This is a genomic window from Herbidospora sp. RD11066 (assembly GCF_054661255.1).
The window spans coordinates 207,532-223,290 of the sequence record NZ_BAAGDO010000009.1 but is presented as its reverse complement, the minus strand read 5'-3'; the positions used below and the strand labels follow the sequence as shown (position 1 = coordinate 223,290).

At 66.5% G+C, this 15,759-nt stretch carries 16 protein-coding genes; 7 read left to right on the top strand and 9 right to left on the bottom strand.

What is annotated here, in order from left to right; all coding sequences use genetic code 11:
- Position 1: 1 nt before the first annotated feature.
- A complete protein-coding gene (locus tag ACYQ78_RS30610) occupies positions 2 to 346 on the bottom strand; it encodes an STAS domain-containing protein (RefSeq protein WP_030451563.1) in 345 nt (114 codons plus the stop codon).
- A gap of 113 nt (positions 347 to 459) precedes the next feature.
- Here ACYQ78_RS30610 and ACYQ78_RS30605 point away from each other — a divergent pair, with 113 nt between their 5' ends.
- A complete protein-coding gene (locus ACYQ78_RS30605) occupies positions 460 to 1,422 on the top strand; it encodes a potassium channel family protein (protein WP_459804426.1) in 963 nt (320 codons plus the stop codon).
- Here the strand turns inward: ACYQ78_RS30605 and ACYQ78_RS30600 are convergent.
- The 6 genes from ACYQ78_RS30600 to sigJ all read right to left on the bottom strand — a co-directional run bounded on the left by ACYQ78_RS30600 (position 1,400) and on the right by sigJ (position 6,503).
- Entirely contained in the window at positions 1,400 to 2,143 is a 744-nt protein-coding gene (locus ACYQ78_RS30600) for an energy-coupling factor ABC transporter ATP-binding protein (protein ID WP_459804425.1), read from the bottom strand. The genes ACYQ78_RS30605 and ACYQ78_RS30600 overlap by 23 nt on opposite strands.
- Complete coding sequence (gene cbiQ / locus ACYQ78_RS30595) at positions 2,140 to 2,877, bottom strand: cobalt ECF transporter T component CbiQ (protein ID WP_459804424.1); 738 nt, start codon at positions 2,875 to 2,877, stop codon at positions 2,140 to 2,142. The genes ACYQ78_RS30600 and cbiQ overlap by 4 nt, the downstream gene beginning before the upstream one ends.
- Positions 2,874 to 3,872 carry an energy-coupling factor ABC transporter permease gene (locus ACYQ78_RS30590; protein ID WP_459804423.1) on the bottom strand — a complete coding sequence of 333 codons (999 nt, stop codon included), beginning with the start codon at positions 3,870 to 3,872 and terminating at the stop codon, positions 2,874 to 2,876. The genes cbiQ and ACYQ78_RS30590 overlap by 4 nt, the downstream gene beginning before the upstream one ends.
- 61 nt (positions 3,873 to 3,933) lie before the next feature.
- Positions 3,934 to 5,019 (bottom strand): hypothetical protein, encoded by a 1,086-nt coding sequence (locus ACYQ78_RS30585; RefSeq protein WP_459804422.1) that lies wholly within the window; start codon positions 5,017 to 5,019, stop codon positions 3,934 to 3,936.
- 246 nt (positions 5,020 to 5,265) lie between these two features.
- A complete protein-coding gene (locus ACYQ78_RS30580) occupies positions 5,266 to 5,703 on the bottom strand; it encodes a carboxymuconolactone decarboxylase family protein (RefSeq protein WP_459804421.1) in 438 nt (145 codons plus the stop codon).
- A complete protein-coding gene (gene sigJ / locus ACYQ78_RS30575) occupies positions 5,700 to 6,503 on the bottom strand; it encodes an RNA polymerase sigma factor SigJ (RefSeq protein ID WP_459804420.1) in 804 nt (267 codons plus the stop codon). The genes ACYQ78_RS30580 and sigJ overlap by 4 nt, the downstream gene beginning before the upstream one ends.
- 47 nt (positions 6,504 to 6,550) lie before the next feature.
- Here sigJ and ACYQ78_RS30570 point away from each other — a divergent pair, with 47 nt between their 5' ends.
- Entirely contained in the window at positions 6,551 to 6,904 is a 354-nt protein-coding gene (locus tag ACYQ78_RS30570) for a nuclear transport factor 2 family protein (RefSeq protein ID WP_459804419.1), read from the top strand.
- Here ACYQ78_RS30570 and ACYQ78_RS30565 read toward each other — a convergent pair.
- Entirely contained in the window at positions 6,901 to 7,224 is a 324-nt protein-coding gene (locus ACYQ78_RS30565; protein ID WP_459804418.1) for a hypothetical protein, read from the bottom strand. The genes ACYQ78_RS30570 and ACYQ78_RS30565 overlap by 4 nt on opposite strands.
- 267 nt (positions 7,225 to 7,491) lie before the next feature.
- Between ACYQ78_RS30565 and ACYQ78_RS30560 the strand changes: the two genes are divergently transcribed.
- Positions 7,492 to 8,730, top strand: a complete 1,239-nt coding sequence (locus ACYQ78_RS30560) for an FxsB family cyclophane-forming radical SAM/SPASM peptide maturase (RefSeq protein WP_459804417.1) — start codon at positions 7,492 to 7,494, stop codon at positions 8,728 to 8,730.
- Complete coding sequence (locus ACYQ78_RS30555; protein WP_459804416.1) at positions 8,727 to 9,998, top strand: aKG-HExxH-type peptide beta-hydroxylase; 1,272 nt, start codon at positions 8,727 to 8,729, stop codon at positions 9,996 to 9,998. The genes ACYQ78_RS30560 and ACYQ78_RS30555 overlap by 4 nt, the downstream gene beginning before the upstream one ends.
- Here the strand turns inward: ACYQ78_RS30555 and fxsT are convergent.
- Complete coding sequence (fxsT, locus tag ACYQ78_RS30550; protein ID WP_459804415.1) at positions 9,987 to 12,500, bottom strand: FxSxx-COOH system tetratricopeptide repeat protein; 2,514 nt, start codon at positions 12,498 to 12,500, stop codon at positions 9,987 to 9,989. The two genes, ACYQ78_RS30555 and fxsT, sit on opposite strands and share 12 nt — an antisense overlap.
- Before the next feature lie 148 nt (positions 12,501 to 12,648).
- Here fxsT and ACYQ78_RS30545 point away from each other — a divergent pair, with 148 nt between their 5' ends.
- The 3 genes from ACYQ78_RS30545 (at position 12,649) to ACYQ78_RS30535 (ending at position 15,756) form a co-directional block, all read left to right on the top strand.
- On the top strand, positions 12,649 to 12,801 hold the full coding sequence (locus tag ACYQ78_RS30545) for a hypothetical protein (protein ID WP_459804414.1): 153 nt from the start codon (positions 12,649 to 12,651) through the stop codon (positions 12,799 to 12,801).
- 115 nt (positions 12,802 to 12,916) lie between these two features.
- Complete coding sequence (locus ACYQ78_RS30540) at positions 12,917 to 13,831, top strand: SIR2 family NAD-dependent protein deacylase (RefSeq protein WP_459804413.1); 915 nt, start codon at positions 12,917 to 12,919, stop codon at positions 13,829 to 13,831.
- Positions 13,828 to 15,756, top strand: coding sequence for a tetratricopeptide repeat protein (locus ACYQ78_RS30535; RefSeq protein ID WP_459804412.1), 1,929 nt, complete (start codon positions 13,828 to 13,830; stop codon positions 15,754 to 15,756). The genes ACYQ78_RS30540 and ACYQ78_RS30535 overlap by 4 nt, the downstream gene beginning before the upstream one ends.
- The last annotated feature ends 3 nt before the right edge of the window (positions 15,757 to 15,759 follow it).

The following is a 15,759-nucleotide window of genomic DNA, read 5'->3' as shown; positions in this document are numbered from 1 at the left end:
TCTACTCGGGGTGGCCCAAAATCGCGGTGTCGACGTCGGGGTAGACCTTGATCCGCCGGTCGAGCCCGGTCGTACGGAGAATTCGCGCCACCGGCGCCTGCGGCGCGGCGAGCGTCACGCCGCCGCCCTCGCTCGTGGCCAGCCGCCACGCCTCGATGAGCACGCTCAGGCCACTGGAGTCCATGAACGACAGGGACGTGAGGTCGAGCACCAGCACGGCGCCGTCCTGTTTGATCGCGTCGCGCACCTCGTCACGCAGGAATGGGGCGGTGAACAGGTCGAGTTCGCCCTCGACGGCCACCACCACGGCACCGGAGAGTGATCTCCGGGCAAGCCGCAGTTTCATTGTCGAACCTCCATCCGCGAGGCCCACTTTACTGGTGCATCACCGTGAGTGAGGTGCTTGAACCGTAAGATCGCCTTGTGACAGATGCCGGGATTCGGCTCCCCCAGGGAAAGGTGAGCCCCCTCAGAGCCGTCCTGCAGCGGATCTGGTACGCCTTCGCCGCCCTCGGCGCCGTGTTCCTGCTGGTCGCGATCGACCTCGACGGTTACCGCGACAGCTTCGACGGCAAGGTCTCGCTCCTCGACGCCCTCTACTACGCCACGGTCACCGTCTCGACGACCGGCTACGGCGACATCACCCCGACCTCCGACACCGCACGGCTGATCAACATCGTCCTGGTCACGCCGCTGCGGATCGTGTTCCTCGTCATCCTGGTCGGCACCACCCTGGAAGTCCTCACGCGGCGGACCAGGGAAGATTTCCTCACCAACCGCTGGAGGTCGAAGTTGACCGGGCACACCGTGGTCGTCGGCTATGGCACCAAGGGCCGGGCCGCCGTGCGCACCCTCCTCGACAACGACCGGAGCCGCGACTCGATCGTGGTGATCGATCCGCACGGCGGCGTGATCACCGAGGCCAACGAAGACGGCCTGGTCGGGGTGGTCGGCGACGGCACCCGCAGCAGCGTGCTGCGGCGCGCCCGCATCGAGACCGCCAAAGAGGTGATCATCTCCACCCAGCGCGACGACACGACCGCCCTGATCGTGCTGACCGCGCGCAGCCTCAACCCGAAGGCCACGATCGTGGCGGCGGTCCGCGAGGCGGAGAACGACCCGCTGGTCCGCAGCAGCGGCGCCGACGTGGTCATCACCTCGTCGGAGGCGGCCGGGCGGATGCTCGGCGTGGCCACCCAGAGCCCGGCGGTCTCGACGGTGATCGACGACTTCCTCGCCTACGGCCACGGCCTGGACCTCTACGAACGCCCGGTCAGGCCGGGCGAGGTGGGCGGCCCGTGCGACGCGGCCGAGGGCATGGTCGTGGCGGTCGTCCGGGGCGGGAAGGTCATCCCCTACGCGAAGGTGCCGACTCTGGAGGCGACCGACAGGCTGGTCGTCATCCACGTGCCGGAGGAGTAGGGACGGCGAAGCCGTAGGGCAGTTCCAGGCGGTGTTCGGCGAGCAGGTCGCCGTCGGCCAGGATCTCGTGGGTCGGCCCGTCGGCGGCGATCACCCCGCCCGAGAGGATCACCGAGCGGTCGCAGAGCTCCATCGCGTACGGCAGGTCGTGGGTGACCATCAGCACCGTCACGTCGAGGCTCTTCAGGATCTCGGCGAGCTCTCGGCGGCTGGCCGGGTCGAGGTTGGACGAGGGCTCGTCCAAGACCAGGATCTCGGGGTCCATGGCCAGCACGGTCGCGACGGCGACCCGGCGGCGCTGGCCGAACGACAGGTGGTGCGGCGGCCGGTCGATCGCGTCGGCCATGCCGACCTTCTCCAGGGCCGTGACCACCGCGTGTTCGAGGTCGGCTCCGCGCAGGCCCATGTTGGCCGGGCCGAAGGCGACGTCTTCCCGCACGGTCGGCATGAAGAGCTGGTCGTCGGGGTCCTGGAAGATCAGGCCGACCCTCCTGCGCACCTCTTTGAGGTTCTCCTTGCGGACCGGCAGCCCGGCCACGCTGACCTCGCCGTGGCCGGGGGTGAGGATGCCGTTGAGGTGCATGACCAGCGTGGTCTTGCCGGCGCCGTTGGGCCCGAGCAGGGCCACCCGCTCGCCACGGGCGATCGAGAGGGTGACCCCGAAGAGGGCCTGGGTGCCGTCGGGGTAGGCGTAGGCCAGGTCGCGGACGTCGAGGCTCATGAGACGAACAGTACGGCGGAGGCCACGATGGGCAGCACGGCGGCCATGGCCCACTGGGCCTTCGGCGCCGCGCCGTCCGTGAGAGTGGGCATCGTGCCGGTGTATCCCCTGCTCAGCATGGCCAGGTGCACTCTCTCGCCGCGTTCGTACGACCGGATGAACAGCGCCCCCGCCGATTTGGCCAGCACGGGCGCCTGCCGGACGTCGCGCGGGGTGAAGCCGCGCGACTCCCTGGCGACCTTCATGCGGCGCATCTCGTCGAGGATGACCTCCAGGTAGCGCAGCATGAACGTGGCGATCTGGATCAGCAGCTGCGGGACCCTGAGCCGCTGCGCCCCCAGGAGCAGGGCGCGCGGTTCGGTCGTGGCGGCCAGCAGGATCGAGGCCGCCACCCCCAGCGTGGCCTTGGCCAGGATGTTCCAGGCCGCCCACAGCCCGGCGACGCTGAGCGACACGCCCAGCACCTCGGTCCGCTCCCCCACCCCGATGAACGGGATGGCCAGCGCGAACACCACGAACGGGAGCTCCACCGCCAGGCGTTTGAGCACGTAGCCCACCGGGATCCGCGCGAGCAGGGTGACGGCCGCGAGGCTCAGGGCGTACAGGAGGAAGGCCCAGAACCGCTCGCGCGGCGTCGCCACCACCACGACGGCGAAGAGCACGACGGCGACCAGCTTGCACTGCGGCGCCAGCCGGTGGATCGGCGAGTCGCCCGGCCGGTAGAGCCCCTTCACGCCGCCGTCGTCTTCTGGCGCACCGACCAGAGGATGGCGCCGCCGACCAGCAGCGTGATCACCACGCCGACCACTCCGGCGATCCCGACGGGGATCCCACCGACGTCGCCGTAGTCGGCCAGCGCGAACCCGCCGAAGGCGTGGTCGGTGGCCGCGCCGCTGAAGCCCTGCTCTTCGGCGACCTTCTCCAGGCCGTCGGGCGAGGAGGAGGCGAAGAAGCTGACGACGCCCGCCAGGACCAGCGCCACGGCGACCGAGCCGACGAGGAAGGGCCGCAGCGGCTTGGCGGGCTCGGGCCTGGCCGGCTCGATGACCTGCTCGCCGGTGGCGGTCTTCAGGATGAGGGGCTTGGTGAGGAAGCGGGCGCCGTACACGAGATCGGGACGGACCGCGAGCACGCTGCTGACGGTGACCGCGGTGATCAGCCCCTCACCGATGCCCACCAGCACGTGGACGCCGCCCATGGCGGCGAACACCGCCCCCGTCTCGATGGGCGCGGTCCCGCCGAGCACGAACAGCACCGCGAACGTGAGCGCGGCGATCGGCACCGAGATCAGCGCCGCCACGAACGACCCGGCGATCACCGAGGCCCGGTTCCGCGCCACCCGCGTGACCAGCTGGAAGATCCCCCAGCCGAGGGCCGAGGGGATGATCGCCATCAGCACGATGTTGATCCCGAGGGCGGTCAGCCCGCCGTCGGCGAAGAAGAACCCCTGCACGGCCAGCACGACCGACACGCACAGGACCGCCGTGTAGGGCCCCACGAGTATCGCCGCCAGCGCCCCTCCGAGCAGGTGGCCGGAGGTCCCGGCCGCGATGGGGAAGTTGAGCATCTGCACGGCGAAGATGAACGCGGCCACCAGACCCGCCATGGGCGCGGTCCGGTCGTCGAGTTCGGTCCTGGCCTTCTTGAGCGAGACGGCGACCGCCGCCGCCGCGACGACGCCCGCGCCGATCGCGACCGGCGCGGTGAAGAAGCCATCAGGCACGTGCACGGCGTTCCTCCACTTTTGTACGAATTTTCCACAACCATAGAGCAGTTGCGAGTCATTCGCATTAAGGGGAGGTGTGGATGAGACGACGCTCTTTCCGCAGGCTGAGTGTGCCCGTATGGGTGAGGTAGGGCAGCGCCACCAGATCGTCGGTGAACCGCACCGGCAGCGCGATGTCACGGTCACCTTCGAGCCGGGCCTGCCGTACGATCCCGTCGCACTCGGCGGTGACGTAGACGTCCCAGACGTCCTGCGGATCGCCGTCGCGCAGCACCAGCCCGATCTCCGCCTCGGGGAACCCTTCAAGAGCGGCGGTGAACTCGATGCGCAGCTCGTCGCCCTCCCAGGCGAGGTTGCGCAGCGCCCGGTGCAGCGGCGCCTCGGAGATCCGCGCCAGCCGCTCCAGCCGTCGATGATCCTGCAGCGAGGCCAGCCTGACCCGGTCGCCGGCGTCGAGCTGGGCCCGCACCCCCGGCGTCACCCAGGCCGCGCAGCGGTGCGCGACGTCCCGCACGATGGCGTCCCTGGCCGTGTCGTCGGCCTCCAGGAAGGGCTCGGCGAGGTCGGGCAGCACGTCGCGGGTGATGTGCCGGGCGATCAGCTGATCGCGGAGGTTCCCGTGGGGAAGGTGCGACTGCACCCTCCTGACCAGGCGATCGGGGTCGTGCCGCCCGGTCTGCTGCCGCCCCCGGACCGTGGCGATGCGCCCGGCGTGACAGTAGGCGTGCACCACGAAGTCGGCCGCGTCGGTGAATGTCAGGCGATCACGGAAGCCCGTGCGGAACAGCTTGCCGAGGGACAGGTCGTCGTAGATGTCGGACAACGAGGCGTCGTCACTGGCCTGCGGCGCGACGGCGACCAGGTCGGCCTCGGATCGGTCGGCCGTCTCGATCATGAGGTCGACGGGCGAGAGGTGGTCACCGGCGAAGTAGGTGTATCGGCCTCGTGTCAGGGCGTTGAGGGGATTTTTCGTGATGTGTACGTTGCGGTGGAGGCTCGCATAGAGCCGGGCCAGCCGCGAGTCGGCCACGAGGATCTCTTTGGAGGCCCGCAAAGCCAGCGCGTGCGTCAGCCACCTGTCCAGCTGAACGGGATCGGCGGCCGGAACGACGACGCTGACGTCAAATGGGTGGTGACGTTGCGCGTTCATCGCAGGACATTATGTGAGCAGCGGGTGACCTCCGGGGCCCGGACAAGGCGATATGGCCCGAGGTCTAGTCCCGGGCCATACCGTGTGGGTGATCAGCCCCATGGGTCAGTGGGGGCCGGACACCTGGCTTTCATGGGGATCGGACCGCTGGCTTCAGAGGGTCGGACTGCCGGATTTGCGGTCGGACCCGCTGGCTTTATGGTCAGATCTCCGGCCTTGCGGTCCGACCCGCTGGCTTTGTAGGGCTCAGGCTTCCGGCTCCTTGTGGGTCGTCACCGCGATGCGGTTCCAGGCGTTGATCGTGGAGATGGCCACGACGAGCGCGGCCAGTTGGCCGTCGTCGAAGTGTTCGGCCGCCTCGTTCCAGATCGCATCGGAGACCCCGGGCCCATCGGCGAGCCGGGTCGCCTCCTCGGTCAGCGCCAGCGCCGCCCGCTCCTCCTTCGTGAACGAGGGCGTCTCGCGCCAGGCCGCCACACCCCAGATGCGTTCGTCCGGTTCGCCGGACTTCTTCATGTCGGCGCTGTGCATGTGCACGCAGTAGGCGCACCCGTTGATCTGACTGGCCCGCAGTTTGACCAGCTCGATCACCCGCGAGGGCAACCCGCTGGAGTGCAGGTAGCGCTCCAGCCCCAGCATCGCCTTGTACGCCTCGGGCGCCAGCTCCGCCACATCGATTCTCATCTCAGACTCCTCAGTTTCTCCGGATTGCGGACGATGTCGACCTCGACGATTCGCCCGTCTCTGACCGCCAGCCCGAACACGGACCGCTGATCGTCACGGACCAGCCCGGGCAGCCCGTTGACCGTGACCGGCCGGAACCCGCCCTTCTGGATCCCGACGAGGAACCGCGCGACCTTGTCCGCCCCCAGGACCGGCCGCAGCGCCGACTTGACCAGCCCGCCCCCGTCACTGCGCAGGACCACATCGGGATCCAGCACGGCGAGGAGTTTCTCGATGTCCCTTCCTTCACAGGCCTGGGCGAAGGCGTCGACGACCCGCTTGTGCTCGGCCACGTCGACGTCGAACCTCGGCGCCTTCTCCTGGACGTGCCTGCGCGCCCTGGTGGCGAGCTGCCGGCAGGCGGCGGGGGTCCGGCCCACCGCCCGAGCGATCTCGTCGAAGGGGACGCCGAAGACGTCGTGGAGGACGAAGGCGGTGCGTTCGGCGGGGCTGAGGCTCTCGAGGACGACGAACATGGCCAGGCTGAGTGACTCGTCGAGGGTCACCCGGTCGGCCGGGTCGGCGTCGACGATCGGCTCGGGGAGCCAGGGGCCGACGTATTCTTCGCGTCTCTTCCTGGCCGACTTCAGCACGTCCAGGGCCAGCCTGGAGACGGTGACCACGAGCCAGCCCTCGATGTCCTCGGGCTGCTCACCGAGCCGGTTCAGGCGCAGCCAGGCGTCCTGGACGACGTCCTCGGACTCGGCGAGATCGCCCAGCAGGCCGTAGGCCAAGCGGACGAGTCTTGGCCTGAATGCCACATACGGTTCCACGTTAGAGAGAACGAGATGCGGCAGAGAGATGTGACATGGACATCATCGAACTGAGTGAACTCGCCTGGAAGGCCAACCGCGAGGGGGACGCCGGCTTCTACGACGCGTACCTGACCGACGATCCGGTGTCGATCTCACCGTGGGGGGTGGAGACGGACCGGGCGGCCATCTTGCGTCGGTTCGCGGAGAACGAGAACCCGTACACGCGTACTGAGCAGTCGGAGCACCGGGTGGTGATGTTGACCGACGCGGGCGCGGTGCACACGTCCCGCGTGGAGATCGATTCTCCGCGCGGGACGATGGTCGTCTACGCGACGACGACGCTGGTGCGTGATGAGGCGGGGAACTGGCGGGCGGCCGTTTTCCAGATCACGCCGGTCGCCTCCTAGCGGACCGCCTGGCAGCTCAGACCGTCGCCGGCGATCCTGGTGGCGCCCGCGATGACGTCGGTCGTGAGGTGTTTGCAGGCCATGTAGGGGTCACCGGTGCCGCGGAAGATCAGGCCCGAGCCCTGCGGGGTGTAGCAGCGGAGGCCGCTCGCCTCGTAGAGGCCCAGCCAGGCCAGGGGGTGGACCTTGGCGGCGCAGTATTCGCCGATGCTGAGCGGGCCGAAGTTGAGGTTGACGATGACGGCTTGGGCGGGGGCCGTGAGGACGGTGGTGGCGGTGAGGGTGGCGGCGGCTAGGAGGGTGAGTGCGCGGCGGAGCATGGGACCTCCTGGGGGTTGGATCGTCATCGGGAGTATTTATTAGGAAACTTTCCTATGCAAGACTGCCTTGACGTGCAAAGACACGAAATATTCATCCCCTCCCACCGATTTTGGTTATGGCCAGGATTTAATATTCGATTTGTCTGCCCCTTTTTAGTAAAAGCCGCACGCCGAAGGACTACAGGGAGACACTGAGAGACTGAACCACGGCACCTGCCGGTGAGACCTACCGGCGGAATCAGGTGACGGAGTGAAGGGTGTAAGCGGTTGCCCCACAAGCGAGAAGCCGAGACCCCATCGACCGAACAGGCCTTCCCGGACAACCTCGATGTGACGGAGTTGGCGGCCTCCGGCTGGCGACCAATGGCCTTCCAGCAATTCATCCTGAAAGTACATAGTCGATGCGATCTGGCCTGTCCATCCTGTTATGTCTACAAGATGGCCGACCAGGGATGGCGGTCACAACCCCGGAAAATGTCGCTCGCCGTCGTAGAGAAGACCGCAGAGCGAATAGCGGAACATGCCCGCGCGCATGACGTCGCGGAAGTCGACATCATCCTCCACGGCGGCGAACCCCTGCTCGCGGGGGCCGATTGGCTCGCCATGATCGTGCGAAAGATCAGATCAGCCTGTACGACCGTCGGAACGCGGGTCCGGGTGAGCATGCAGACCAATGCAATCCGCCTCGACGAGACCGCGCTCCGGCTCTTCGACGAGCTCGATATCCGAATCGGCGTCAGCCTCGACGGCTACCAGGAGGCCAACGACCGGATGCGCCTGTTCGCCGACGGCCGGGGCAGCTACGGTGCCGTCGCGAAGTCGCTGGCGTTGCTGTCCGCCGGTCCCTTCCACCACCTCTTCGCCGGACTGTTGTGCACGATCGACCTCAGGAACGACCCCCTGCGGACCTACCGGGCCCTGCTGGAGTTCGACCCGCCGGGCATCGACTTCCTCCTGCCCCACGGAAACTGGGCCGGCCCGCCTCCCGGCCGGTACACCGACAACCCGGTCACCCCCTACGCCGACTGGCTGATACCGATCTTCGATCATTGGCACGACGCGCCGGCGATCGAAACCGAGGTCCGCGTTTTCCGGGAGATTCTCCGGCTGCTTTCCGGCATGCCTTCGAGATGTGAATCCGTGGGGCTGTCGCCGTCGCTGATGCTGGTGATCGAGACTGATGGCTCCATCGAGCAGTCGGACATTCTGAAATCCGTCTCCGAGGGCGCGGCGTTCACCGGGCTCGACGTATTCCGCGATCCGTTCGACCGGGCGCTGACACTTCCTGGAATCGTCGCACGGCAACTCGGCGTCGCCGCACTCTCCAAAGAGTGCAACGGCTGCGTCATCAGAGACGTGTGCGGAGGAGGCCTCTACGCCCACCGTTATGCGGACGGAACCGGCTATCGCAATCCATCGGTCTACTGCCCTGACCTGTACAAGCTGATAACGCACATCGGCGAACAGCACATTCGTGACACCGCTCCGCTGAAGGGACACCCATGACCACCGTGTCCGACGCGACCTTCCGGTCTCTCGCGACAGGGGGCGGCGGCGCCACCGCCGCCGCCGAACTGTACGGCCTGCAGATCAGACGGCGCCTTTCTCTCCTCCGAGGAGTGATGGAGGAGACCCGGCTTTCGAATCACCCGCAGGCTGATCTCGTCACGGCCGCGTACGAAACGATCTCAGAACTGGCCGCGGAGTTCCCCGAAGTCGTTGCCAAGGTGATCCGCCACCCACCGGTGACGGCCTGGGCCTGGACCGTCTACCAGTCGGCACGGTCCCATGGATCTTTCGATCCGCGCCGGATGGGGGCCATCGCCGTCGCGGCCACGGTCGCGGCCGGGGCGTCCCGTCATGTCAAAGTCGTGATGGACGACGACGGAACGCTGATGCTCCCCTCGCTTGGGCTGCTGACACCGGCCGGCACCGCGACGGAGATCGACGTCGACGGCACCCGGCTCAGCGCCAGCGACTGGTCGGCGGATCTCGACCTGTCGGCCGACGGTCCCGGATGGCGTGTGCTCCACCGGATCGAACTGGCGGACGGATTCGAGGTGATCCTCGACGACCTCGACCCCCACCGCTGGTCGGAGACCGGGGAGGTCGCACCCCGCCTGGACGAACAGGCCGCAGCCGACTGGGGCGTTCAACTCCGGGGGGCTTGGAAGGTGCTCAAGGCACGCCACCCCGTCGTGTCAGCCGAGGTCGAGACCATCATTTCGGCGATCGCACCGATCAGGAGTCAGGGATCCGGGGTGGCCAGTGCGTCGTCACGCCAGTCGTTCGGCACGATCGCCATGTCCACCCCCGGAGGCAGACCTGCATGGCTGGCCGAGACGCTCGCCCATGAGATCCAGCACGCCAAGCTCGACGCCCTCATGCAACTGGTCCCGCTGATCCGCTACGAGAGAACCGACCGCTACTACGCGCCGTGGCGCCCCGACCCTCGTCCGGCCCATGGGCTGCTGCAAGGGGCCTATGCCTACCTGGGGGTGGTCGAGTTCTGGCGGCGCGAGCATCCCTTCGAAGGCCGCCTGGGCAGGGTCGAGTTCGCGCGTTGGCGTGAGGCGGTCGAGGACGTCACCGACACCCTGATGAAGGAGCACGTGCTGACGGAGGCCGGAACGACCTTCGTCGACGGAATGCGCACCCGACTGGAGGAACTGCTGGCCGATCCGCTCGACGACGAGAGCGTCAAGGCCGCCCGGAAGGCCGCCGACAGCCACCGTGCCGACTGGGTGGCCCGGAACGGCGCCTCAGATCGGTAGCGGGTCGAAGTCGCAGTTGATGCGCAGCCCCTCCGCGGCGGTCTTCGCATCCGGCTGGCCCAAGTCGAGCCTGACCCGATAACGGTTCGCCACATCCGCCTGCAACCGCACGGCGTCAGGAGCGTCCAGGGCCAGCCGGTCGAGAGCGAGGTTCGCCGCGCACGCCATCGAGAGGAAGTGATCGGCCCCGAACAGTTCGGTGAGCCGTGTGAGAGTGGCCTCGCCCAGACGCACGGCCCGCTCTGCCTCTCCCAGAGTCGCCAGGTCACTCGCGAGGTTCACCGAACACGACAAGACGTAATGGTGGGAGGCGCCCATCCGCTCGGTCATCGCCTGCCGGATGGCGTCGTTGAGCTCGAACGCCTGCTCCGGCCTGCCGAGCAGCCGGTGCAGGATGGCCAGGTTCGCCTGGCAGCCGAGGGTGAAGGGGTGGTCATCCCCGAACTGTGTGGGATAGAGCTGCGACATCTGCTCGGCCAGTTCGAAGGCGCCGACGAAGTCGCCCCGGACCCGGAGGATGTTCGACACGTTCACGGCAGCGGCGATCGTGTCAGGATGTCGAGGGCCGAAGAGCCGGTTCAACCGATGATGTGTGTCCCGGGAGTTCTCCATGGCCAGATCGAGAGCGCCCGCACGGCGTTGTGCGATCGACAGTTCCTTGGCGGTGATCAGCGTGGCCCAGTGGTCTCGGCTCAGCTTCTGCACGCCGAACGCCAGCGCGGCCTCACCAGTGTCGCAAGCTTCCTCGAACTCCCCTGTCAACCGGACCGCTCGGGCCATGCCGTTGCAGGACAGCAAGACGACCTCGGGTGCGGTCGGGTTGGCCGCTTCGCTCTGCGCCAAGTAGACCTCGGTGTGCAGATCCGCGGCCTCCTCGAATCGGCTGTTCAGCCCGTAGTCGAGGGCCAGGCTGTTCTTGGCCCGAAGCGAGAGGACGTGGTTGTCTCCCAGTAGCCGTACGTGCAGGGCCACCGACTCCTCGTCGAGTTCGAGCGCGCCCCGGAAGTCGCCGCTGGCCCGCATGCTCCCTCCCAGGCCGTTGGTGGCGATGAGCGTCTCTTCGTGCTCGGGGCCGAACTCGGCCCGGACCGTCTCAAGTCGCTGGCGATCGAGGTCGTACACCTTCCGGTAGTCACCCATGCGGCGCATGATGTTCGCCTGGTGGCGCTGGGCCCGGAGGACATCAGGATGGTCGCCATGGGGCTTCTTCCAGTCGTCGATGAGCGTGTCGACCAGTTCCAGCGCCGACTGGTAGTTGCCCGAAGAGTAGAGATACCGCACGACATCGAGCGCGAAGCTCCGGACTTGAGCCACTTCGGACGCCACCAGACCCGAGGGGCCGACATGGGGAACCAGTTCGGCGAAGTCGCGCCATTGGGTGATCTCGTCCGGCAACTTCGGCGCGGAGACGGCGAGCAGGCTGTGCACTTCCTTCCGAAGCACTTCCTGATCGTCCTCGGTGAGTTCGTTCCGGAGGAGCGCCTGGATCAGCCGGTGCACCTGGATGGTCCGCGCTTCGGCGTCGTTGCGGATGAGCGCGTGCCGGCTGAGTTCCTTGACGGCTTTGTCGAACATCCTCGGATTCCGGAGCAGCCCCCGCAGACTCTCCGCGTCGGCCTTGTTCCCGCGCCGGAAGACGTCGAGCGGAATGGGGTCGGGACCGAAGAACGCGCAACAACGGAGCAGGCTCAGCGCGACCGGGAGATGTTCGTTCAGCAGCGAGACGGAGACCCGCCAGGCCGCCGTCATCGTCAGCGGATAGTCCTTGGCCCGTTCTGCTCCCAGCAATTGGGCGGTCTGGTGGTCCAGTTGCTCGATGTATTCGTCGACCGTCATGCCGATGCGCCGTTGCAAGGCGCCGACCTGTTCCAGCGCCAAGGGGAGGTCCCCAAGTTTGTCGGCCAGACGGTAGGCATCTTCGCTGGTGATCCGGGAACCGAGCCTTTTCGTCAGGAACTCGACGCTCTCCTCCCGAGTGAAAACGTCCACCGGAAGAGACCGAAACCGGTCATCCCAGTTTGGATTCCGTGACGTGACGATCACATGCCCGGGGCCGCGGGGAATGTACTTCTCGATTCGCGAGTCTTCGGCGTTGTCGAAAATCAACAGCCAATTCGCATACGGCTCGCCATCCTGCAACGCTACGCGAACCGCCTCGGCCGCTTCCTCCACCCCCACCGCCGAAGCGGGGGGCAGGCCGAGTTGAGGCGCCATCGCCGCCAGCGCGGATGGCAGCAAATAGTACTGATCGGCCGGGATCCACCAGATCAGGTCATAGTGCGAGCTATAGCGGTGGGCGTACTCGATGGCCAGGTGAGTCTTGCCGACGCCGCCATAGCCCTGAAGGGTCTGCGGCAAGGGGATGACGGCGGTCACCGACCGGATGCCCTCACGAAGTCGCCGCAGGAGGCTTTCGCGACCGGTGAAGTCAACGTTCCGCAGCGGCACCCTCTCGAAGATCTCAGGCTGCTTACCGCCCAGCGAATGCGACGTTTCGACCACGGTAAACCTCCGGACAAGAAGTGCTCACCCTTGCTTTCCCATGATGTTCAAAGTCCATGAAACCAGCTATACCTACAGTGGAACACTATGCTCGGAATTTCGGGCATTCACAAACCAGACCAACGGCCAGCCAGAAGCGGAGTAGTCCATGATTTCGGACGACAACTTCCCCGCAGAAAACCAAGCAGCATCGGCTCTCGACGACATCAACCAGATCGCCTACGCGCCGTTGAGAGGAGTGCTCGACATGTTCGTCGAGGCACCGGGGCCCGCATCGTCTGGATTCCAGAACTTCATCTGACGGTCCGCCGCAGCACCCTAATCACCGTCCCAAACAAACCACATCAAACGTTCTCATCCACGATGCCCGCACTGACCTAAAGTTGTGATCGAGCCAGGCGTGCGAGGCGGTGTCGATGGACAAGAGCAAGATGGAAATGATGGAGGAGGCCGACTGGGATCGGCTCATCTATCAACTGGAGCGCGGCCTTTGCACCCCATTCGTGGGCGCAGGTGCTTCACTCAGCGTCCTGCCTTCCGGCCGGGCGCTGAGCCGCATATTGGCGGACAGGTGGGGCTACACCGGCAAGCACAGTGAGGATCTCCCCCACGTCATACAGTTCGGGGGCATGAAATTCGGCGACCTGCCCCACGTAAAGGAGATCGTCCGCGACGAACTCGACGTCGGCCGGGTCCCCGATTTCACCGATCCGCACGAACCCCATGGCCTTCTCGCCGGCTTCGACCTCCCGATATTCCTGACGACCAACTTCGACGACTTCATCGCACGCTCCCTGATGGCGGTGGGAAAAACACCGACGAGCGCCATCTGCCCATGGAATTCGGACATCCCGGCCGATGCGAATTTGGTTTCCGGCGACGCCGTCTGGAAGCCGGAACCGAACAACCCTCTCGTCTACCATCTGCACGGCGCCCTCACCGACCCGGGGACACTCGTCCTGGCCGAAGACGACTACCACGAATTCATCTGGACGCTCTCCGCCGAAGCCGCCACCGGACAGCGGCAGATGCTTCCGCCTGCGGTTCTCAAGGCGCTGACGCGGCAACCGCTCCTGTTCATGGGCTACAGCCTGCAGGACCTGTCATTCCGAATTCTTTTCCGGGAACTGAACAAGACGATTCCCGGGATAAGCAAGAGAAAGCACGTCAGCATACAGCTCGAGCCCGCAACCGGAGTAGACGGATGGGGCGTGGAAGAGCTGATGAAGCAGCTGCGCTGGTATTACGGGGACTGGAAGATAACCGTCTACTGGGGAGGCGCCGCAGAATTCTGCGCCGAACTCCGCGACAGGATGGCGGCTCGGAAGTGAGGCGCCCCGAGCCTTACGTCGGGCTGAGGCCGTTCCAGACCACGGAAGCCGCCAAGTTCTTCGGCAGGGAGAAGGAGTCACACGACACCGCCAACCTCTGGCAATCATGTCAGCTGACCGTGCTGTGCGGTCCTCACGGGTCGGGGAAAACCTCCTTGATCAACGCCGGGGTCATCCCGTTGATCGACGGGTCGGTCAACGAGATCCTTCCGGTGAGCCAGGTCTCGATCGGTACCGGCCTGCCCGGCACGCCTGCGTCGACCAACCCCTACACGCTCGCTGCGCTCTCCTCCTGGGCTCCAGACCGTCCGGCGGATCAACTGATCGGCCTCTCCCTGTCGGCCTTCTTCCCGGAGACTTCCGTCCGCACCGTCCATTCCCCCGCGTTCGACGAGGAGGGGGAGAAGGTGGTCGTCCTCGCGGCGATCGACAACTTCGAGGACGTCTTCGCCGGACCCGCCCGCTCCCATCAGGATCAGTTCATCGACCAGATCGTTGAAGCCCTGAGCGAGAATCCCCACCTTCATCTGCTGATCTCCATCACCGAAGATCGATCCCATGTACTGCTGAACGACCCACGACTTCGCCGGCTGCCGAAAGGCGTCGTCCGGCTCGGCCGGATGACGAGGTCGGCCGCGCTCCGCGCGGTCACCGCCCCGGTCGAGGGCACCGGCTCCACCTTCGCCCCGGGTGTGCCCGGTGCGCTGCTCGACAGACTCCCTGCCCACTCCGCCGACGACTTCGACCTGGTCCGACTCCAACTGGCCTGCGTAGACCTGTGGAATGCCGTCCGACCCGGCGAACGGACCGTCGAAGCACGGCACATCCCCACCGGCGCCGAACCGGCCACCACGGTCGCGCGGGCGATCTCCGAGATCGCGCGAAGACATCTGGAGACCGATCCTGGCCTGTTGCGCAGCTGGCTGTACGAGCACTTCATCAAGGAGCGGACCTCGGTGTACCGGGGCGAGGCACTCACCGAGGAGATGCCCAACGAGGTCGTCGACGCCTTAGTCAAGGCGGACATCCTGGCCACCTACACCGACCACTACGGCAACCGGTGGCACGCCATCGCCAAGGGGATCATGGTGGATCTGGTGGAGGGCTTCCTCCAGAACGCCTCACCCACGCGGAGTTCGTCGCGGAGCTATCTCGCGGCGGCCGGGAACGCGTTCCGGGAAGGGAACTTCCGGCTCGCCCGAGTGCAGGCCCAGGAGGCGCTGAGCCGGGCCGAGGACATCAAGATCAAGGGAGAGATCGAGGCGTTCCTCGGCAACGTGGCTTTCAGCCAGGAGCTCTACACCAGCGCAATCGAACACTACGAAAAAGCGGCCACGCTCTTCGAACTTTTCAAGGTCGCACCCGTCATCGGCCGCATGCTCGCCGCCATCGGCAGGTCACGGCGCGCGCAGGGGCACATCACCCTCGCGACCGCGGAATTCCGCGCAGCGCTGGGACGGGTCCCGAACGACTCCCTGATCCGGACCGACCTGGCCTGGGCGATGTGGTACGGCGGACACCCGGAGGACGCACAGACCATTCTGGGGGAGATCCTCAACGAGGATTCCGATCTGACCGCTGCCCTGCTCGCACGCGCCCAGATGTTCGCCGACCTCAACCGGCCTGAGGACGCGCTCCGCGACTTCAAGAGAGTGCTGCCGCTGCGGCGGCCACCGGCACGCGCCGCCTACGCACTGGCGCTGGCCTCGGCCGGGCAATTCGAGAAGGCGAAAGCCGAGGTGCAGGCCATCAAGAACAGCACCAACGGGCACGGCCCGGCCACCCTGCGGTTGGCCAGAGTCGCCCAGCTCACCGGCGATCCGGGACAAGCGGCACGGCTCGCACGCTGGGCACGAGACGCGAGATCGCCTGCACTCCCCCCACATCTCAAGTCGATGGCGCTGGAACTTCTCAGTCAGACTTAACGA